The following is a 19,994-nucleotide window of genomic DNA, read 5'->3' on the forward strand; positions in this document are numbered from 1 at the left end:
GAACTCGGATATTTTCGTCCTTCTCCGGCGGCGATCTGTCGGCAAACCTCTGGTCCGCTTCAGCGGATCGAGTTGCCTGATGCTCGCGCAACCGGCAGGACTGAAAGCGAGCGCACGCCCTGCGCGCCGTGGATCAGCACACCCTCGATATCCGCTGTCGCGGACGGGCCGGTATGGAAGCTGGCATAGTGCCTGTCGCGGAATTCGGGTCGGCAATAGGCGTGGTGCAGATTGACGACGATGTCGGCGGGATCGAGGAGCACGATCAGGTGTTGCGCTAGGTAGGCTACGCCGTTGACGCGGAGGTCGGCATCGCTCAGCAGGACGGAGCCGGTCTCCGCGACGGCGAACGATGCCCGGACGATGGCAAAATCGATATCCGCGAGATCCCGTGACGCACCGACGTCAGCGATCTGCCGGTTGCCCCCGATCTCCGGCACGGTAGAGCATACGACTTTCGCATCCGCGATCCTTGTCCGTACCGGCGCCAGGATATCGCCGGTGGCTGGCGGATCGAGGAATACGCCGCCCATGCGATGCAGATTGTCCTTGAATGCAGACAGGAGCGAAGCCGGTGGGTCGCTGTCAAAGAGGGGGACGTCAGGCAGCGGCCGGTCCAAGCGTGGCAGATTGGCTCGGATCGAAGCCAGGATGTCGTCGCGGCTGCTCATGGCTTCGATCCTCGACTCGCCTGATACCAGTTGTGGAACGTTTGCTGGGCCGGATGCGGCACTTCGCGGTGCTTACCCCAGGCGTTCAGGCCGTTGTAGATGACAAAGCGCGGCAGATGGGCGAGCGCCGTTTCGGCCGAGGCAACCGCGGCGCGGTAGGCCGCGGGCCGGGACAACACAGCGCCGGCAGCCTTCATGGCGGCCTTTTTGATAAGCGGTACCTCATGCTGATTCACAAGAACACGCCGCCATGCATATATCTGCTCGTGGATGTTGATCTTCACCGGGCAGACATTGGTGCAACTGCCGTTAAGCGAGGAAGCGAATGGCAGGTTGCTGTATTTCCGCGCGTTGAAGGTCGGATCGATGATGAGCCCGATCGGGCCGGAATAGGTGGCGCCGTAGCTCAGACCCCCGCTGCGGCGATAGACCGGACACGTGTTCATACAGGCGCCACAACGGATGCACTTCAGGGATGTCCAGAACTCCTCCAGGCCGAGGCGCTCCGACCGGCCGTTGTCAACGAGCACCACATGCATCTCGCCACCCGCCCGAGGTCCGCGGAAATGGGAGGTGTACTGGGTCATCGGCGACCCGAGCGCGCTGCGCGACAGGAGGCGGACGAGCACCGCCAGGTGCTCCAAGCGCGGAATGATCTTCTCGATCCCAATCGAGGCGATGTGCAACTTCGGTACGTTGGCCGATAGATCGGCATTGCCCTCATTGGTGCAGATGACGAATGTCCCGGTCTCGGCGACAACAAAATTGCCCCCCGTCATGCCCGCGTCGGCGTTGAGGATCAGTGGGCGAGTGGCCTCCCGTTGTGCTTCCGCCAGATAGTGGACGTCACTATTGCCGGGGTCGGTGCCAATCGTACGCGAGAATACCTCCGCGACATCGGTGCGCAGCTTGTGCACGGCCGGTACGACGACATGGCTCGGATCCTCGTTGTCAAGCTGCTGAATGCGCTCTCCGAGATCGGTCTCGATGACTTCGATCCCGACGGAAGCCATGTAATGCCGAAAGCCGCACTCCTCGGTCAGCATCGACTTGCTTTTGATCAACGACTTCGCACCGTGGTCGCGCAGGATACTGTGTACAATCTTGTTGTGTTCGGCGGCGTCGCGTGCCCAATGCACGTGGATACCGTTCGATCGCGCATTGGCCTCGAACTGGCCGAGATACTCGTCCAAATGGGTAAGCGTGTGTTCCTTGATCGCTGAAGCGAGCGACCTAAGTTCCTCCCATTCGGGAATGCCATGCATCTCGCGGTCACGCTTTTGCCGTAGATCCCAGAGCCGCTCGTCATGCATCTTCTCGTGCTCGGTAGCAGCGATAAAGCGCGCGGCAGCCTCCGCCTGGTCGATCGGTCGGTTGCCGCGGACCTTGGCACCCCGCGGCTGCGGCTCGGGAGCCGGCCGCAGCGGCTTCGACGTTCCTTCGGCGTGATCAAGGCGGCGGCCGTCGCGGATGATAGCATCGGGGTCGGCCTCAGCCCGCAGGTCGGAATGCAACATAGCGGCTTGCTCGCGTGTTGTACTCATGCGCCCGCTCCGTTCAGGATTTCGGCGATGTGAATGAACTTCATCGGAACGCCAATGCGCTCGGCGCAGCCACGCTGATGCATCAGACACGAGCTGTCGGCTGAGACGATGTATTCAGCGCCGGCCTGCGCATGGTCGCTGACCTTGTCGTAGCCCATCTTGGTGGAAACGACCTCCTCGAACACCGAAAAGGTGCCGCCGAAGCCGCAGCATTCGTCCGGGCGCGCCGGCCGCGCGAACTCGATTCCTTCAACTTTCGAAAGCAGGTTGATGGGTTTGGAGAAGAACGGCTCGCGCAACTCGGAAGGAAGCGCATGTTTGAGCCGGCGCAGCGTGCCGCAACTGTTGTGCAGGCCGACTCGATGCGGAAATTTGGCCCAAGGGAACGCGTCGACGTTCTCTATGTCATGCAGGAATTCGACCAGCTCGAAAGTCCGCGAGCACACCTCCTTGACCTCGTCGGTCTGCTCTATCGCGAAATTGTCCCGCACATGGTGAACGCAACTGCCGGACGGTGAGACGATGTAGTCGAAACTTGAGAAGTTTCGCACAAACAGCGCCTCGGTATCAGCGCATTCGGCGTCGAAACCACTATTGGCCATTGGCTGGCCGCAGCAGGTCTGATCGCGTGGGTAGTGGACATCGTGGCCGAACCGCTCCAGCAGTTCGAGCGTCGCGATGCCGACTTTTGGAAAAAAGGCATCAATGTAACAGGGGATGAAAAGCCCGATTCGCATTGGTATCTCCTTGAATTCACAACCGCGATCAGCAGTGTCCGGCGGTTGTTCCCAGCTTTCCTCTGAAGACGCTGTAGCTGAGGAGCGTGTAACCGTTCGCCTCACGCTGGTGCGCGACAAGTTTCAAGCAAGCGCCCCAAGAGTTTGTTAGCTACTCGGGACAGTGTTGCGCCCTTGGAAGGAGCGAGCGCTTCGCACCATAATCAGGCAACTGCTGCTCCGTTCTTATTGGTCGGATCATCCTAGCGTGCGATGATCGAGCATTCTTTCCCACCCCCACTCTCGAAATTTCCCGCGGAAACTGGTGTTCGCGTCGCCAAATCGACGGGCTCTGACCAAAAGCTTGCCGGAAAAGCCTGCACAAATGCGCCTGGTCCGAGAAACCGACGCTCAAAGCAATTTTGGTTAGAGTTTCCGTGCTCGTTACCATCAATTGACAGGCTCTCGCGAGCCGCCGTTTAACGACGTAGGCATGCGGCGGTTCTCCGAAGGCTCGTTTGAATGAACGCGAGAAGTGCGCCTGGCTCCGCTGAGCTACAGCACTGAGATCCCTCGCGCTGATACTGCTGTGTAGGTTCTCCTCGATGAATGCGCGCACGCGCACCATCTGCCAACCGGCTAATGCTGCCGGCCTCGAGCCGTTGGCTCCCGAGTGACGTTCAATCTCCGACCGCAGAATGCATGATGCCGCGGCCAGCGAGGCCTTCGCCGCTTCCCGATCGCAGTCGAGTTCACGCCGCGCCGTCTCAAGAAGCTGAACCAGGCTGTTTGCCAGATAGTGGAACGGTAGAACGGCTGCAGACGACGAGTCCGGTATATTGTTTTGACGGGTTTCTGCTAATTCACGAGCAACGGCTCTCATGCTCCGCTCCACCTTGTAGACACCATAGGCCCCCTGAATCAGACGGAGCGCGAGCGCATATCGACCGCACACCGCTGTGTAGGACCCATTGTGGTGCTTTCGGGCGCTGCAATAAATTACCCGCAGGTAGCTCGCGAGTACGCTCTGGTTTACTAAGCTGAATTCTTGAGGCGACCGAAACGGACAACGCTGAGTTTTGCGGCCGCGGCGCGTTTCAACGATCGAATGGTCTACCTGTTGCCGTGCCCCGTTTATGCCTAACGACGGCAACTAGCGATTATCTGCCAGTATGGTTTGGCAGATGCATTGAGTCTGACACTCCGCGCGCAACTTTCATGGATCCTATTCCGGGGTGGGCAACGTGAATTGAAATAGGGCGCCACGAGGTTCGTTTGGGGCAGCCCACAGCCGGCCTCCATGCGCTTTGATGATGGACCGGCAGATCGAGAGCCCCATTCCTAACCCACTGGATTTCGTTGTGTAGAACGCCTCAAAAACACGATCGAGCTGATCTGGATCAATTCCCGGGCCGGAATCTTTCACCGCAACGAGGGTACCATTTGTCTCGCTTGGCTCGGTTGTGATCAGTAGCTCTCTCTCTCCTGCTTCAACCGAGCCCATTGCTTCGACCGCGTTCAAGATCAAATTCAGCACAACTTGTTGCAGCTGAACGCGATCGCCCCTCACGGGTGACAGGCCATCCCTCAGCCGCGTTTGGACCGTGACCTCATTCTTGCTCAAGGCGCTGTGCGCCAGCACGACGATTTCGTCGATTGCGTTGTTGAGATCGAACCAATCCCTTCGCGGAGGGGCCTTCTTGATGTGATCTCGAAGACGATCGATAATGTCTGCGGTTCGATCGGCATCGCCAACCACACAGTCGAGGGCTTCCTTGACCTCGCCAAGGTCTGGCAAACGCTTCTTTAAGAAATTCAGTGCAGCTCGCGCGTTATTGCGCGCGCTGCCAATCGGCTGTTTAAGCTCGTGAGCTAACGAAGCCGCCAGCTCCCCCATCATGCTCAAGCGATTCATGTGCGCGAGATCTGACTCCAGTTCGCGCAGCGCTCGCTCCGCTCGCTTGCTCGCTGTCAAATCGAGCATGAATACGACACACTCAGCACCCCCGTCCTGGAACAACGCGCCTCCAACTAGGACCGGCACCCGGCGTCCATCCTTGCGCACGAACTCATCTTCGTACGGCTGCAATGTTCCCGTCATCCCTAAGTCCGGGATTCCTCGCCGTGCATTGCTATCAAGCGGTTCGGACGGCCTGAGATCCGTCCAAAGCAGCCGGCCGGTTACCAGATCGTCGCGATCATAGCCTACGGTACGGAGAAAGGCGTCGTTGGCCTCTCGGATGAGACCATCAAGGTTTCCGATCGCGATTCCTATGATGTTTGCGTCCACCAGTCGACGAATTCTCGCTTCGCGCTCCGCAAGATCGTTATACAATCGGGTATTCTCGAGCGAGATCGCCGCCTGGGACGAGAGGACCATCAGCACGGCTATCTTTGCCGGAGTGAATACGTGAGACGCCAGGCTGTTCTCGAGATAAAAAATTCCGGACAATTTGCCCTGCTTTACCAGGGGAAGGCAGAGCACCGAGCGCACGCGATTACGGCGTAGGTAGCCATCGGACGAGAACGGCGTCTTGGCTCGTGCGTCGTCGAGGATGACAGGCTGAAGGGTCCGGCGGACGTGCGCGAGGACCGTCGCCGGCAGGCCAGGCGCCGGGGCGTCTCCGCCAACAAGCCTGACGCTGACAGTTTTCGCTGCGCTCTTTGCCTCGGCCTCGACCCGCAAGTCATCGCCGTGCGGAAGGACAAGAAGGCCACGGTCGGCGCCGGCATGCTCGATCGCGATCGTCATGAGAGTCTCTATCAGCCTGTCCAATAAAAGCGTGCCCGCTACGGCGTGGGACATGCGGATGACGGTTGCAAGGTCGAGCTGGTCGAGCGACGTTTCGACGGTCGCGAAATGCGGCTGGGAGACTTTTGGCGCGGTTTCCGGGTGGTGCCGGTCGAACTGGACGACCTTGCCCAATGCGCCCCAACGGCGGTAATAGTCCCGTGCCTCGCATTGGTAGCTCTTGGCTATTTTCTCTAGCCCACGACTGGCAAAGAAGTTGGCTGCGAGCTCGGCGCCAAGAGCTGCGTCCTGGATGAAGCTCTTTTCCAAGGCGGAGCGAACGGCCTGCTCATAGAGGCGCATGGCCTCGAGGTCACGACCTTCCAGACCCGCGAACTCCGCGACGGCAAGGTCACGCTTGTGTGCGTAGATGCGCGGTGCAATGTCGGCGAGCGTTTGGAGCGCGGTGAAGCCTTCTTTAAGGTTCTCGCGGAGTGTGTTTGGCTCCGAAGTAGGTGCAATTCGAATGACCGCCGCGAGCGCCAATGTATGATAGAACTGAAAGGTACCTGCCTGGATGTGGTATCGCGCCGACCATAGCGACGGTTTGGCGTTTTCTGCGGCTTCGAGGGCGGCCACTGGATCCCCCATCAGATAGCGGAGCTGAAGCTGGAGAATCCAATAAAAGCACTGGACGACTGGGATACCTGTTCGCAGCAGGGTCGCTTTATCGCTGATCCGGCCGTCGTTCGATGTATCGCCTCTTAGCGTCGCTATATAGTGTTGAACCGCAAGTAGGATATCGATGATATGCGCATATCCTTTCTTTCGGACGAAGGTCAGGGAGTTGATTGACTCCGGCCAGATCAGGTCAAGATGATCGCCACGGGCCAACAAGTTTGTGATGCGGTGCTCGGCACTTAGGCAGGCAAACACGACCTCACCCGTCTCTGACGCGGCTTTGTCCGCAGCGTCAAGGCATGCCAGCGCTTCATCGATTGTGCGCGTCCAAAGAGTTGTCATCTGCAAGAGGACGTAAGCGGCGGGCCGATGCGCCAGGAAGTCGTGCCGCTCGGTAACCGCCACTGCCACCCGCGCAAACCGCTCGCCGTCTTCGAAGCGGCCGAACGCGGGACCGAGGATGATCCCCAGGCCGCTGTATCCGATGATGCCGGATGCACTATGTCCGAAGTCGATCGATAGCTTGATCATCCGGCAGGTAATGATGCCATAGAGATGGTGGTCGACGAAGTAGGAAGACTGGCCGAGGGTCAGCAATACGCTGCTGAGGGCGCGGATTTCAGGATCCTCCATCAGCGGAAGATCAATGAGGCTCTCGATCGGTCGAGATCCGATCCGGCGCTGCAGATCGTGGTATTCCTCGCGAACATCCTCGGCGGTCGGGCGTTCGGGAAACGTCATCTCGAACATCTTCAGGCACTCGAGCGCCGTGCGAACGGCCAACGCCATGTCACCATGGAGCAGCTGAAGCGTGATCCTGAGCCTGAAGCCCTCCGTGCGATCGGTCTTGGTTCGCGCGTTCGCGAGCAGCAATTCGATAAGTTCGGCGGACACTGCCAAATTCGCGTGAAGCAGTTCGCATTCAGCATTTTCGAGCAACAGCTTGTACGCAAGCTCGTAGGCCTGGTCCCAACCTTGGTCGCCGAGCGTCGCAAGGCCAGAGGCGAAGTAGCTGCAGGCAGACGCGTAAGCTGCGGACGCTTTTGCCCGTAATCCGGCCTGGAGATTGACCCAAGCTATACGCGCCTTCTCGTCCGGATCGCTGCAAGCAGTGACTCCCAGGTTCAGCTGGTTGACGACGTCGAAAATCCGTTCAGCGACCTCATCATCCGTCAATTCGGCCAGCAACCGTCGTCCCGCTTGGAGGTGAAGCGCTGGCCGCCGGGCGTCGGGTATGAGCGCATAGGCGGCCTCCTGGACGCGATCGTGAAGAAACCGGTAGTGCCCCCCACGCGAGACGATGATTCCGGCGTGGACCGCCACACGCAGGCTTTCATTGAGTTCGCACTTGGATGCGCCAAGTACCAGCTCCAGCATTGCGATCTCGGCATTGCTGCCAAGGCACGCCAGCAGCTTCAGCGCGTCCTGGGCGCTCGACGGCAGGCGCCTCAGCCGTCCGACCATGAGATCAACCAGGTTGTCGGTGAATCCTTTGGCGCCAATTCCCTCAAGGTCCCAGGTCCAGGCGTGAGTCTTCGGTTCGCGTCTAATGAGGGCCTCTTCGGCAAGATTGGTCAGGAACTGCACGGCAAAGAACGGATTTCCACCCGTCTTGCGGTAGATAAGGCCGGCGAGATTAAGGGCACGCGTCGGCGGACAGCGCAGCGTATCGGCAACGAGCTGGGTAATATCCGCGAGCGCGATCGGGCCCAGCGCGATTTCTTCGACGAGCGTTCCCGCTTGGCGAATGGCGGCCATCGCGCGAAAAAGCATGTGGTCCAGGCCGACTTCGGTGTCCCGGTAGGCCCCAATGAGCAGCAAATGGCCGATGTCCGGATCGGTCGCGAGTTGCTCAATGAAGGCGAGCGTCGCCGGATCGAGCCACTGGAGATCATCGATGAAGATCAGTAGAGGATGCTCCCGCTGCGCGAACACGCCCACGAAGCGCTGGAGTACGTCCTGGATGCGAAGTTGGGCATCGAACGGTGCGAGATCAGGCAAGTCTGGCTGGGGACCGATCATCCGTATCAGCTCAGGAATCAAGTCGGTGAGCAGACGACCGTTGGCCCCGATCGCCTCGAGAATGCCATCACGCCAACGCGCGATTTCGTCCGATTTTCCATTCAGGATTTGGCGGATCAGTCCCTGGAATGCCTCCGCCACAGTTGCGTAGGGGATGTCGCGGCTGCGTTGATCAAACTTGCCGGAGATGAAGATGCCACGCGGAAGGACGATCACCTTGTGCAGCTCGTTGACTACCGACGATTTGCCGATCCCGGAATAGCCTGACACAAGCACGACCTGCGTTTCGCCGCCGCTGGCCACTCGGTCGAAGGCCGTCAGCAGAGTCGCTACCTGACATTCGCGTCCGTAAATGCGCTCCGGTATAAAGAGGCGATCCGGCGCATCGCTCGCCGCAAGCGGGAATGGCTCGATCCGGCCGGTCTCTTCAAGCGCGGAAAGACATGTCCGCAGGTCGGCCTCTAGGCCGGCAGCGGTCTGGTATCGGTCTTCCGCGGCCTTGGCGAGCAGCTTCATCACAATTGAAGAGACCTGCTCCGGCGCGCGAGGCGCAAGCGCGTTTGGTGGCGCTGGCTCGCGTGCGATGTGACAGTGAATCAGCTCAATCGGATCTGAGGTCGTGAAGGGCAATGTGCCCGTCATCAATTCGTAAAGAGTGACGCCAAGCGCGTACAAATCGCTGCGGGAATCGGTCGCGCGGTTCATGCGACCGGTCTGCTCTGGCGCCATATAGGCGAGGGTCCCCGCGATGACATCCGGGGGCTCTGGCGCATGGTGCTCGCGGGATAAGCGCGAGGCCAGGCCAAACCCGGTGAGCCGTACCTCCGTGCCTCCATCCATCATCAGAATATGGGCGGGCTTAATGTCCTTGTGGACTAGCCCATGCTGATGAACCTTGCCCAGCGCTGAAGTGATGCTGGCAGCCAAACGCAAGAAGACTCCGATCTCCAATGGAGCTCCGAGAAATCTAGCCAGCGGCTGGCCTCCCCCATCGTTGAGTAACAGCGTGGTGCGCCCGCCTTCGCGCTCAAGAGCCAGAGGCTTCACTGCCCATGCCGGGTCCAGCATGTCCCGCAATGCGTATTCGTGAGCCAAGCGATCGAGGCTAGCGGGTGTCGGATGTTCTGTGGCCGGCAGAACAAGCAGCACGGCCTGCCGGCTGCCATCAGTGTTCTCGCGCCAACCTCGGCTGAACAGGAGCTCGCCGTCTTCCCAAGAATCCGAACGGCTGCCACCCCGAAACGGCGCGTTCAGCAAATGAGGGCTCATTATCCGATTTCCGGCGTGGGGCTGCTGAGCCCTACCTCGAAAACAAGGTTTAAGCCCCAATGCGCAGCGCATTGCGACCCCCTCTTCGTCGACCGTCTTCGTGGGGCAATCGCTGCGCGGCAGTAAGACGCTATGTGGATATGCTTGCGCTAGCTAAATCTTGGTTTAGGCAGGGCGCGAAGAGGATCGCGCGCCATCGTCCCTACTTCGGGCAGTTCGGTGAACCGAACAGGATCGTAAGCACTCCGGGGGATTCGGCTGATCGGTGATCCGGTGACGACAGGCTTTGGCGTTGAAGGTGAACAATTCGGCTGGCTAGGAGCGTTGCGATTTCTCAGGCACCAGGTTGAGCCTGGCCGCCATTTGGCCGAACTCGGGAAGCGAATGCGCGTTCATCTTCCGCATCGCCCTGCTGCGATGGACCTTCACCGTCGTTTCGGCAATGCCGATATCGCCGGCGATCTGCTTGCTAAGGCGCCCCCGCGCGACCTGAATCATGATTACTCGCTCCCTTGGACTTAGCGTCCCGAAACGCCTTCTGAGGTCGGCCGTAGCGCTTTCATTTTCTCGACGGACACGATCGCGCGTCAGGCCGAACTGAATTGCGTCAAGAAGCTCCTGATCCCGTATTGGCTTCGTGAGGAACTCAATCGCGCCACCCTTCATGGCTTGCACCGACATCGGAATATCGCCGTGCCCGGTTATGAAAATGATTGGTAGCTCTCTGCCCGCCGCGGCGAGCTCGCGCTGGAATTCAAGACCGCTTTGCCCGGGCAACCTCACGTCCAGCACCAGGCAACTAGGCCCCGTCGGCGCTTCAGATCCGAGAAACTCGGAAATGGACGCAAATAGCTTGGAATTCAATCCGACGGATCGCAACAGGCGCCCGAGCGAGTTGCGAAGATCGACGTCGTCGTCGATGACTAGGACAGTTGAAGTTGCGTCAAGCATAGCTGCCGCTCGAGCCTGCCAAAGTGAGCCTAAGTCTCCATTCGCTAAGATCGGCCAGTGGCGACGAGCCTAATCCCAATCCGCGAACGTGAATAGGCCCGGTTCGCCCCGCAGGGGCAGCATAGACCAAGATTTAGGCGGTGAAACCACCCGGTCGTTATTGTGGGGATGATTTGCTCAGTCAGCAAGCCGGCATACACCAAGGTTTAGGGAGGTTGAGATTGCCCGGCGGCGCACTTTGGCGCAGGTTGGGGTCTGCAAGTCTCATGCGGCCGCGGCACTATCTTCGGAACGCCTGTATGACATAATTGAACGTGCTGCTGGAGGCCGTATGCCGAAACGGTCGTTGGTCTCGGTCGTCGAAGATGATCAGTTCTTTCGCGAGTCAATGAGAAGGCTCATGAGATCACTGGGCTACAGGGTTGAGGCCTTTGCATCGGCAGCGGACTTCCTCGCCTCCCCTCGTCTTGGTGAGACTGCCTGCTTGATTGCTGACGTTAACATGCCGGTGATGACCGGCGTCGAGCTCCACAGACACCTCATGGACTCGGGTCACACGATTCCGACAATTCTCGTTACAGCCTATGCTGACGATGACGTCCGGACCCGCGCGCTGAATTATGGCGTCATTGGTTACCTTCGAAAGCCGCTCGACGAGAAGCATCTAAAGCGATGTCTTCATGCGGCGCTCCAGTCTCGTGAACGGCCTGGCAACTGATGATTTCGCTTCCGCGCTCGGCAAGGTGAGTTGAAATATCGCACCGCGAGGTTCATTCGCCTCTGCCCAGAGCCGCCCGCCATGGGCGTCGATGATAGACCGGCAAATCGATAGCCCCATACCCATGCCGCTGGACTTCGTGGTGTAAAATGCATCGAACACGCGCTCAAGATGCGACGGATCGATGCCGGGCCCGGAATCGCGCACTGTTACGAGGACGCCTGCGCTGTCTTGCTCGGTGCTGATCAACAACTCGCGTGCCCCTGCCTCTCGCGAACCCATCGCTTCGATCGCGTTTAGAAGCAGATTCAGGACCACCTGCTGCAATTGAACACGATCGCCGTGAATGGGAACCAACCCTTCAGAAAGCTGGGTCTGAACCGAGACGCCATTGTTGATGATTGCGCTTCGCCCCAATACAATCACTTCTTTGATTGCCGCATTGAGATCAAATTGCTCTTTTCGCGGAGGCGCCTTCTTAATCTGCTCACGGATCCGGACGATCATGTCTCCAGCGCGATCGGTATCGCCCACAACGCAGCTAAGGGCATCCCTGACCTCGCCCAAATCCGGAGGCTGCATGTCCAGAAAATTCTGGGCCGCACGGGCGTTGTTGCGGGCGCTGGCGATCGGTTGCGTAATTTCGTGAGACAGCGAGGCGGCCAATTCTCCCATCATGCTCACGCGATTCATGTGGGCGAAATCCGATTGCATCTGCTCCAATCGCGCCAGCGCTTGGGTGCGATCCTCAATGTCTGTCAGGAGGAGGTACCAGCGCGCGATGCGTCCGGAGTCATCGCGAACTGGAACGTGGCGGTTTTCAAACCACCGATATTCGCCGTCGAAGCGCCGTAGGCGAAGTTCGAAGTTGAAGGGAATCCCCGAGGCTATCCCTCTCTTAACAAGTTCAAGAACATGGGGAAGGTCTTCAGGATGCACCACATCGCTTGTTCCCCAGTTCTTTAGCCATTCCAGCGATCGGCCAAAATACTCGAAGAGTTGGCGGTTGGCGGTTTCGAGTTCACCGTTCGGGGCCAAGACCGCAAGCAGACCGGCTATCCCATCAATTGCTGAACGTGCACTTCGCTCGCTTTCACGCAGCGCCTCCTGGGCGTGCATGATTGCTGTCACGTCTGTACCGGTACCTCGATAGCCACGGAATTCTCCGTTTGCGTCAAACATTGGCTTGCCGCTGACCCTCACGTACATCGGAGAGCCGTTGCCGCTCAACCCGCGATATACGAAGTCGCGGAACGGTTTACGTGAATCGAGGGTTGCCCAGACAAGCCGCCACTTCTCGGGTTCCGTTTCAAGGTCGTAAGCGTGATCCCACCACGCCGTGCCGAGTCGGTGGGCCGCGGGTGCGCCAAACGCATTCTCGGTCAGCTGCGTGAATTTGTAGTCCGGGCCGATTTCCCAAAACCAATCCGAGGCGGTCTCGGCGTAGTCGCGGAACTTCCCCTCGCTCTCCCGCAATGCTTCTCCGGCCCGCTTGCGCTCCGTCACGTCGATCTGTGTGGCGACCACCTCGACCAGCTCCCCATTTGTGGAGAACACGGGTTTGCGAATCGATTCGATGTATTTGGTCGTTCCGTCGGGTAGTACGATTCTGAATTCGCTCGAAAAGCCTCCTTTTCCGTTCTGCGCGTTCTCAACCTCCGCGCGCACCCGGTTTCGGTCATCCGAGTGGATCCGTTGCCACACCGCTTCGCGGCTTGGGAGGCCGTCAAGCGGATCAAACCCAAAAATTCGATAGGTCTCCTCGGACCAATAGAGAATTGTCGACGCGTTGTACGTTGACGCACCGGTGTGGCTCAGCCTCTGTGCTTCAGCTAGATGGGCTTCACTGCGGCGTAGGCGATCTTCGGCCTTCTTGGCTTCATCGACGTCAACAGAGAAGCCGTACCACTGTACAATCCGCCCCTCTCGGTCGCGCAGCGGCTCACTGCGAGCATGGTGCCAACGATATTTGCCGTCCGCCGCCCCACGCAGGCGGTGCACAGCCTGGTACGATGCTCCGGTCTGAATTGCGTGATAGAAAGCCTTGGCGGTTTCTGGAAAGTCCGCCGGGTGGACGAATGCCTTCCAACCACCATGCTTAAAATCCTCAAGTCGCATGCCGCTGTAATCCAAAAGGCGCTGACTGACATGGGTCGGTTCACCATCGGGCCCCGCCGACCAGAGAAGGCCCGGCACCGTATCGATGATTTGGCGGAGCTTGTATTCGCTTTCCCGAACGGCTTGCTCTGCGCGCTTAAGCTCTTCAATATCCACGTTCACCCCGACCCACTGCAGCAGAGTCCCATCGGTTGCCCTGAGCGGTTCGACGCGGCTGAGGAACCAACGGTAGTCTCCTTGAGCGTTGCGAACTCGCTGACTAAACTCAGCCGCCTCGCCCATGCGCAGACAGGTTGACCAGGCCTTGCGCGATTCTTCGCGCTCGTCGGGATGCAACAGCGGGATATGGGCGTCCCACTGTGCGCCAATGTCGATGCCGAAACGTAAGGGATGGTCATTGGGAAGACCAAGGTAGTCCGCAGTTCGCCGATTTACGAAGGTGAGCCCGCCGGACGGAGCCGCGTACCAGGCATACGCCGGAATCACATTTAGGGTGGCTTGCAGCTGTGCCACGAATTTGGACTGTTCTTCGGCGTTCTTGCCTTCATTAACGTCGACAGTAATCTTCCGCTTTCGGGTTTTGTGCATCGACCGACCCTATGGCTAACTCTTTCGCTCTGGATACATTGCGTCAGGCAATCTTACCGGAAAAACCTCCTGAGAGCCGCGGTCCGAGTACGCGGCGTTCATCGAACTCGGCACCATCTGTCAGCTCTGGCGTTGATCTTCCGACTTGATTTCGGCAGAAGAAGGCCTTAGGGGCGCCACACACCGCGGCCGCCGTCCGCCCTGCGGAAATCTTACTGCATCGCCTGAGAATTGCCAGCCGTCGGTCGACCTCGCCCGAGTGTGTCGGACGGCGAGAGAGCCGTCGCGCTGGAACGACACGCAATCGGCCAAGCCGGCTTGGCTTGTGGCCAGCCTGACTACGTTGGTCGTGATGATGTGAAATCGACGCACGGCGATGAGTGCTACCTGATTGGATAGCAGGTAATGCCACGCTGCCGTCGTCGTTTGTACCACAACGAGGCCCAGCCCCTCTGCGGAGCGAGTTAAGCTCGCAACGCTCCTGCCTTCACGATGGGATCGTTTTCACATCGTGTTTGAGCGATTGCGAGCGCCGCAAATCGTGCCGCGCATAGCCAGCCTCCCCAACGGGCTCCGCTCTTCACGCTAGCCAGGCGGTGGTTGCCAAGCGGACACGATCGAAAGGCATCGATAAAGCTGACAGTTTGATAACTGAAAGCAGGAGTGGGCTCCGATCACTCCCGACTCACAGCAAACCGCGCGGTTGACGGACCCGCCGCGCAGTAGCCCCGCCAGTGAAGCGGCGCGTAAAGGCCGAGCGGCTGACCCCGGCCTACCAGTAACAGGGTGCGCTTATCCGAAGACTGACCGACGGCGTGGCCCGGTTTTCGAGCACTGTCTTACTCAGCAGCTTCGCCCTCGCAGGCGAAGCTGTGCCTCCCTCCGACGACCACGAATTTTCGAGACGGGCGCCGATCGGATAGTCTCACTGAGATGGCTAAATTCATGAGGAGACATTTAGTAGCGCAAAGACAAATCCTAGCGCTCCCGCAAACCGGAGACCACGGCGATCGCAGTAATCAGAGCGGCTATCAGCATCCAATACTGAACGTGGACGCCCAAGACGCTGAAACCTTCAACAAGCGTATTCAGATTGGACTGCCATCGTTGACCCAAAGAAAGGCCCAGCCGCGGGAAGGGATGCAGTGAAGGCCGCAAGCGCCATTACGCGCGTCGTCTCATCAGCACCAAAACTCTCCAGCGGCGAGAGGGAACCCGGTACGCGACAACGATACCAGACCGACCTACGTTTGGAACGGTGCTGATGTGGGTTCGCAAGCCGAAGTCATCAAATTCTGTTTAGAGAGCCCGCCTCAGTTCCGTCCAACTGAGTGACCTTAACTAGCTCTCCTCGTTCGCAATGACTGCAAAGATTGGAGCACGAACTAAAATCAAATTTGGCGGTGTCGTCAGATTGCGAACCTGCATCAGCTTCACGCATTCGGCGTTCTAATGAAAGCTCCACCATGGATTGTGACCGCTCCAGGCCCAACGGTACAGTGTTCGGCATACATGATTGACTTGACTATCTTTGGGATCAAGCGGCCACCTGTCGGAAACTTGTCCAGCAGGCCGACGATCCCCTCGTTAAAACTGAACTGCTTGCGTTGGCGTCGGTCTGCCAGGAGATCGCCGATAACATCGAAGATCATTTGACGGGCGGGGAAGGCCATGCGCCGCGCGGGCAAAGGCTGTCATGAAAGAGACCGCCAACTGAGACGACGTTACTCGCCCCGACCTAGTTCGCTTTTGAGCCCGCCCGCTTAGTTCTCGGTTTCATCGGCCCTCTGCCAGCGTCCTGTAGGCCAGTTCGCACTTGGGACATACAGGCGTGCACAAATCGGGACCAACCACGCTGCACTCGACATCGACCAGCATCATGCGAATTTCGCACTTGGGGCAGCGAGATCGCTCGATCATGCGAGGGGAATGACATTCCGGCATGTGATGCACTCTCCATGGGCCAGGCGGGAGCGCAACACTCTCGGTCACCGATAACAGCCGAAGGCAGGGTGGTGGTGGTGATGATATCCCACACCCACCCGCAATACCCCCGGAAGCTGACGAAAAAGTGCAGTCTCGGATACACTTGCCGCGCCCATGGCTTTGGCCCACTTCCCGGCACTTGCCCCAAAACAATGGGTGCACACAAAAAGAAAGGCCGCCTGCGTTGCCACAAGCGGCCCAAGTCTAGGGAGGAAACGCCCAAGAAGGGCAGCGATAGCGGGAGCGCTACCGCACACCCCAGTTAAGACGATCGCGATCAGCGGCTCAATTGAACGTAGGTAATCGTCGGGTATCCAGAGAGGTCGCCGGAACGATACGAAGGTTTATGGCGCTCGCCCTTAAAGCCGACCACTTCCGCAATGGGCCCATTTCCGTCGATTTTGTCATTTCGCTACATGTTCGGTTAGCATGGCAATCTCGGACACGACGGAGTGAAAAGTGGTTCCAAGGCTAAGTGCTTTGCTCGGGAATGCTGTTAGCGATCAACCAGCCCCTGTCTGCAGATGGTCTCGCCGGTCAAGTGAGCATCACACGCTGGAAATTCACGGCACGCGCATTCGCCGATGGTGCTTCGACGCGACGGAAAAGGAGCAACTATGTCGTGGATCAGGTAGCTTGGCAGGACGATGCGGCGCCAGGGCGGCGAACGGCCTTGATGCTTTCATCGCGAGACGGCCGGTGAGCTGCATCTCGATCTTGCCGGACCAGTACCACGGACGGTGGCGAGATGTTCAGTTGATGGCGCGGGATGGGCGGGCAGCTACCTCGAGCCGTGGCTGTATCGTTGCATGCATCTGGGCGAGCGGACGACCGCCGGATCGTTCAGATGATGCGACGGCGCATCCGGGCTAGTGACCGCCCGTCGGGACCATATCGCGCCGTCGTCGAGTGGTTCGACATTCGACGCGCGTAGCCCAGAATTCTCTCTCGCTCTTTCGGCTAATAGTTCTTTCTCTGCTTGGTACCAAAAGGCATCGCACTTGGTGGACCCACCTGCGGCCTTCCAAAGTTTGTAGGCCCGCGTCCGGATATCTTCCTCCGTTAAGGTGCGCATGGTTCCGCTCCCAACTTTCGAGTGCTGTGGAAAACTCGCGGGGGTGGAAATTCGTTCCTTCGATCTACCACCAACGGCGACACCTCTACCGCTCCCCGAATATCCTTGGGCTTGCGACCGAAGGATAACTGCACTTTAAAGCCCGATTTGCGCCGGAAGTCGCCGTTTCCATAACCGCCCACCAGAGACTTGGTTGCGTGCATTCGAAGTCGGCGGTTTCGATCTTGGCTTGGCGGACTCGCAACCGGGTCTCACAGCACCGCCAATCGGCTTCGCGCCCAATTGGGTAAGGTTGAGCAAGATCGAGATCAGGATGACCGGGAGCATGTCGCCGCTTGCAAAGGCGACGCTGGCCGCGATGAGAATGGCCTTCAGACTGACCAATATTGCGAGAAGCCTTGACATCGGACACCTCGCTGCCTTTCGGGCTCGATTCGGGCGGCGGGCGGCTCCGGTTAATGCTTGGGCCGCAACACCGGTTTGCGCTCCTGTTGAGATACGCCTCTTGTCTTGGCGCTATAATCCCGATTTGCTTTGCATGACCTTTGCGTTTTTCGAGGAAATCGATGGACCTTCTCGGCGCGCTCGGAATCCTGGTCCGCGTAGTGGAGACGGGCTCGTTTTCGGCCGTCGCCCGTGAGCGCGAGCTCAGCCAGGCTGCGGTCGCCCGCCAGGTCTCGCAGCTGGAGGAACATTTCGGGGTCCGCCTCTTTCACCGCACGACGCGAAAGCTCAGCCTGACCGACGATGGCGAGATGCTGCTGGGTCTGGCCCGGCCCGTGCTGGACGGTGTTGACGGGCTGGAAGCAGCGCTCGGGCGGCAGCGCGGCTCACCTGTCGGGCTCGTGCGGGTGGGTGTCACGGTGGCGGCGAGCCGCATTCTCGCGCAACGTCTGCCGATCTTGCTTGCCGATCATCCGGGTCTGAAGGTCGAACTTGTGGTAGGTGATCGGCTCGGCGACATGATCGAAGAGCGGCTCGACCTTGCCATGCGCGTCGGCGAGATCAAGGATGCGTCACTGGTGGCGCGCCGTAGCGGGACCGCCGTGCGCGTTGTCGCGGCAGCGCCAAGCTACATCGAGCGGCACGGCGAACCATCCATTCCCGCCGAGCTCGCAAACCACACCTGCATTGTGCACGACGTCGGACCGAATTCGGACGTCTGGACCTTTGTTACGCCGGATGGCCCCAAGGATTTTCGGGCGTCGGGCGGATTTCTCGCCAACGACGTACGCGCGGTGCACCTGGCCGCTCGGACCGGATACGGCATCGCTTATCTCGCTCTGTTCGAAGTAGCCGATGACCTCCGCAATGGCAGGCTGGTTCGCTTACTAAGGGACTTTCCCGCTCCTGGTGTTCCGTTCAGCCTGGTCTATCCATCGCGACGGCATCTCGCGCCACGCACGCGTCTTGTGATCGATTTCATCTGGGAGCAGGTTCGACAAGTCGAGGCGGAGCTTGCAACGGCATCCGATGAGGCGCGCACCGCGTAAGCGTGGCAATCCTTCGCTGGATATCATCGAGAGTGGCGACCAAGGGTCGTGGAGCGCAGCTCAATCAGCGACCAATCATCGCCTGCAGCTGCGGGGGATAGCGGTCCCCCTCGATCTGGATCGCAGCAGCTGCGCGTTCGATCTTGGCGAGATCGGCAGCGGTTAGCTCGACGGTCGATGCGCCGATATTCTCCAGCAGGCGATGGAGCTTCGTAGTGCCTGGGATCGGGACGATCCACGGGCGCTGCGCCAGCAGCCAGCCGAGCGCGAGCTGAGCCGGGGTGGCGTTCTTTTCGCGCGCGATCCACTTCAGCAAGTCGACCAGCGCCTGGTTCTTCTGCATTGCTTCGGGTGTAAAGCGGGGCAGAAGCTTTCGATAATCACCCTCCGCAATCTTGGTCTCCGATGACATGGCGCCAGTCAGGAACCCCCTGCCCAGCGGGCTGTACGGCACGAAACCGATGCCAAGCTCTTCGCAGGCGCCGAGGATGCCGTTGGTCTCAGGGCCACGCGTCCACAGTGAATATTCGTTCTGGAGCGCGGTGACGGGCTGGACTCCATGGGCACGGCGCAGCGTCTCGGCGCTCGGCTCGGACATACCGAAATGCTTGACCTTGCCTTCAGCGATCAGGTCGCGGACCGTGCCGGCGACATCTTCGATCGGCACGTTGGGATCGACGCGATGCTGGTAGAACAGATCGATGACCTCAATACCCAGTCGCTTCAGCGATCCCTCGGCGGCCTTGCGGATGGTGCCTGGATGACTGCTCAGGCCGGTGCTCGCCTTGGTCGCTGGATCGATTGCAAAGCCAAACTTGGTCGCAATAGTGACCTGGTCGCGCACGTTGCGCAAAGCCTCGCCGACAAACTCCTCGTTGGTAAAGGGACCATAGATTTCGGCGGTATCGAAGAAGGTGACGCCCAGATCGACTGCCGATCGGATCAACGTGATGCTCTCTTCACTGGCAAGCGCGTGGCTGTAAGTGGAATTCAAGCCCATGCAGCCAAAACCTATTTCAGAGACTTTGAGTCCGTCGGTTCCCAGTTGCCGCGTCTTCATTGCATACCTCGTCATTCCGCGATCAGATGCCGTTACGGCAGCACGAGAGAGGTTATGGCTGCGCCACAATTAGAAAAATACGCACGACGCTAGAAACACTTTCAAGCAAATCGACCAAATCGACCTGAACCCGCGCCTCCAAACGCGGGCAAACCACGCGACTGTGAAATGGCAGACAATCCGCATCGGAAGAAGCGCGGTTCGATGTCCGTTCCGGGTCAAACTCGGACCTGACGGTCCCGAAATCCTACTTCCGGACATGCCCTTGAACGGCAGCTCTGCGCCAGAAGCTGCCGTACATGTCGTCGGCGGAACGGGATGGCTGGCGGTCAGGACCACCCCGCCTTACGCAGCAGAGCGATCATCTCGGC

The 19,994-nt window shown here is 59.3% G+C and carries 11 protein-coding genes; 2 read left to right on the top strand and 9 right to left on the bottom strand.

Going from position 1 to position 19,994, the window contains the following annotated elements; all coding sequences use genetic code 11:
- Positions 1 to 59: 59 nt before the first annotated feature.
- From K359_RS0132505 to K359_RS0132525, 6 genes are all read right to left on the bottom strand, one after another.
- Positions 60 to 671, bottom strand: coding sequence for an LUD domain-containing protein (locus K359_RS0132505; protein ID WP_029083064.1), 612 nt, complete (start codon positions 669 to 671; stop codon positions 60 to 62).
- Positions 668 to 2,188, bottom strand: a complete 1,521-nt coding sequence (locus tag K359_RS0132510; RefSeq protein ID WP_371261212.1) for a lactate utilization protein B — start codon at positions 2,186 to 2,188, stop codon at positions 668 to 670. Before K359_RS0132510 ends, K359_RS0132505 begins: the two co-directional genes overlap by 4 nt.
- A gap of 23 nt (positions 2,189 to 2,211) precedes the next feature.
- Positions 2,212 to 2,952 (bottom strand): (Fe-S)-binding protein, encoded by a 741-nt coding sequence (locus K359_RS0132515; protein ID WP_029083066.1) that lies wholly within the window; start codon positions 2,950 to 2,952, stop codon positions 2,212 to 2,214.
- A gap of 151 nt (positions 2,953 to 3,103) precedes the next feature.
- The gene (locus K359_RS66280; RefSeq protein ID WP_156928769.1) at positions 3,104 to 3,814 is read right to left on the bottom strand and encodes an AraC family transcriptional regulator; all 711 of its coding nucleotides are present in this window, start codon (positions 3,812 to 3,814) and stop codon (positions 3,104 to 3,106) included.
- A 342-nt stretch (positions 3,815 to 4,156) separates the two neighbouring features.
- On the bottom strand, positions 4,157 to 9,634 hold the full coding sequence (locus K359_RS0132520; RefSeq protein WP_029083067.1) for a trifunctional serine/threonine-protein kinase/ATP-binding protein/sensor histidine kinase: 5,478 nt from the start codon (positions 9,632 to 9,634) through the stop codon (positions 4,157 to 4,159).
- Positions 9,635 to 9,949: 315 nt separating this feature from the next.
- A complete protein-coding gene (locus tag K359_RS0132525; protein ID WP_029083068.1) occupies positions 9,950 to 10,585 on the bottom strand; it encodes a response regulator transcription factor in 636 nt (211 codons plus the stop codon).
- Positions 10,586 to 10,985: 400 nt separating this feature from the next.
- Here K359_RS0132525 and K359_RS59275 point away from each other — a divergent pair, with 400 nt between their 5' ends.
- Complete coding sequence (locus K359_RS59275) at positions 10,986 to 11,303, top strand: response regulator transcription factor (RefSeq protein ID WP_245284793.1); 318 nt, start codon at positions 10,986 to 10,988, stop codon at positions 11,301 to 11,303.
- Here K359_RS59275 and K359_RS0132530 read toward each other — a convergent pair.
- Together K359_RS0132530 and K359_RS59285 are read right to left on the bottom strand one after the other, a co-directional pair.
- Positions 11,250 to 14,009 carry a PAS domain-containing protein gene (locus K359_RS0132530; protein ID WP_029083069.1) on the bottom strand — a complete coding sequence of 920 codons (2,760 nt, stop codon included), beginning with the start codon at positions 14,007 to 14,009 and terminating at the stop codon, positions 11,250 to 11,252. The two genes, K359_RS59275 and K359_RS0132530, sit on opposite strands and share 54 nt — an antisense overlap.
- 2,767 nt (positions 14,010 to 16,776) lie before the next feature.
- The gene (locus tag K359_RS59285) at positions 16,777 to 17,070 is read right to left on the bottom strand and encodes a DUF2934 domain-containing protein (protein WP_084518575.1); all 294 of its coding nucleotides are present in this window, start codon (positions 17,068 to 17,070) and stop codon (positions 16,777 to 16,779) included.
- 566 nt (positions 17,071 to 17,636) lie between these two features.
- On the opposite strand from K359_RS59285, the gene K359_RS0132550 reads away from it, so the two are divergent.
- Positions 17,637 to 18,563 carry a LysR family transcriptional regulator gene (locus tag K359_RS0132550; RefSeq protein ID WP_029083073.1) on the top strand — a complete coding sequence of 309 codons (927 nt, stop codon included), beginning with the start codon at positions 17,637 to 17,639 and terminating at the stop codon, positions 18,561 to 18,563.
- 64 nt (positions 18,564 to 18,627) lie between these two features.
- Here K359_RS0132550 and K359_RS0132555 read toward each other — a convergent pair whose 3' ends face one another.
- A complete protein-coding gene (locus K359_RS0132555) occupies positions 18,628 to 19,623 on the bottom strand; it encodes an aldo/keto reductase (protein ID WP_029083074.1) in 996 nt (331 codons plus the stop codon).
- Between the last annotated feature and the right edge of the window lie 371 nt (positions 19,624 to 19,994).

Origin of the sequence: Bradyrhizobium sp. th-b2 (assembly GCF_000426785.1) — a bacterium.
Lineage (GTDB): Bacteria > Pseudomonadota > Alphaproteobacteria > Rhizobiales > Xanthobacteraceae > Bradyrhizobium > Bradyrhizobium septentrionale.

Bases quoted from the DNA above. Each gene is read 5' to 3' on its own strand.
- K359_RS0132505 (WP_029083064.1), bottom strand. From the start codon at position 671: ATGAGCAGCCGCGACGACATCCTGGCTTCGATCCGAGCCAATCTGCCA.
- K359_RS0132510 (WP_371261212.1), bottom strand. From the start codon at position 2,188: ATGTTGCATTCCGACCTGCGGGCTGAGGCCGACCCCGATGCTATCATC.
- K359_RS0132515 (WP_029083066.1), bottom strand. From the start codon at position 2,952: ATGCGAATCGGGCTTTTCATCCCCTGTTACATTGATGCCTTTTTTCCA.
- K359_RS66280 (WP_156928769.1), bottom strand. From the start codon at position 3,814: ATGAGAGCCGTTGCTCGTGAATTAGCAGAAACCCGTCAAAACAATATA.
- K359_RS0132520 (WP_029083067.1), bottom strand. From the start codon at position 9,634: ATGAGCCCTCATTTGCTGAACGCGCCGTTTCGGGGTGGCAGCCGTTCG.
- K359_RS0132525 (WP_029083068.1), bottom strand. From the start codon at position 10,585: ATGCTTGACGCAACTTCAACTGTCCTAGTCATCGACGACGACGTCGAT.
- K359_RS59275 (WP_245284793.1), top strand. From the start codon at position 10,986: ATGAGATCACTGGGCTACAGGGTTGAGGCCTTTGCATCGGCAGCGGAC.
- K359_RS0132530 (WP_029083069.1), bottom strand. From the start codon at position 14,009: ATGCACAAAACCCGAAAGCGGAAGATTACTGTCGACGTTAATGAAGGC.
- K359_RS59285 (WP_084518575.1), bottom strand. From the start codon at position 17,070: ATGCGCACCTTAACGGAGGAAGATATCCGGACGCGGGCCTACAAACTT.
- K359_RS0132550 (WP_029083073.1), top strand. From the start codon at position 17,637: ATGGACCTTCTCGGCGCGCTCGGAATCCTGGTCCGCGTAGTGGAGACG.
- K359_RS0132555 (WP_029083074.1), bottom strand. From the start codon at position 19,623: ATGAAGACGCGGCAACTGGGAACCGACGGACTCAAAGTCTCTGAAATA.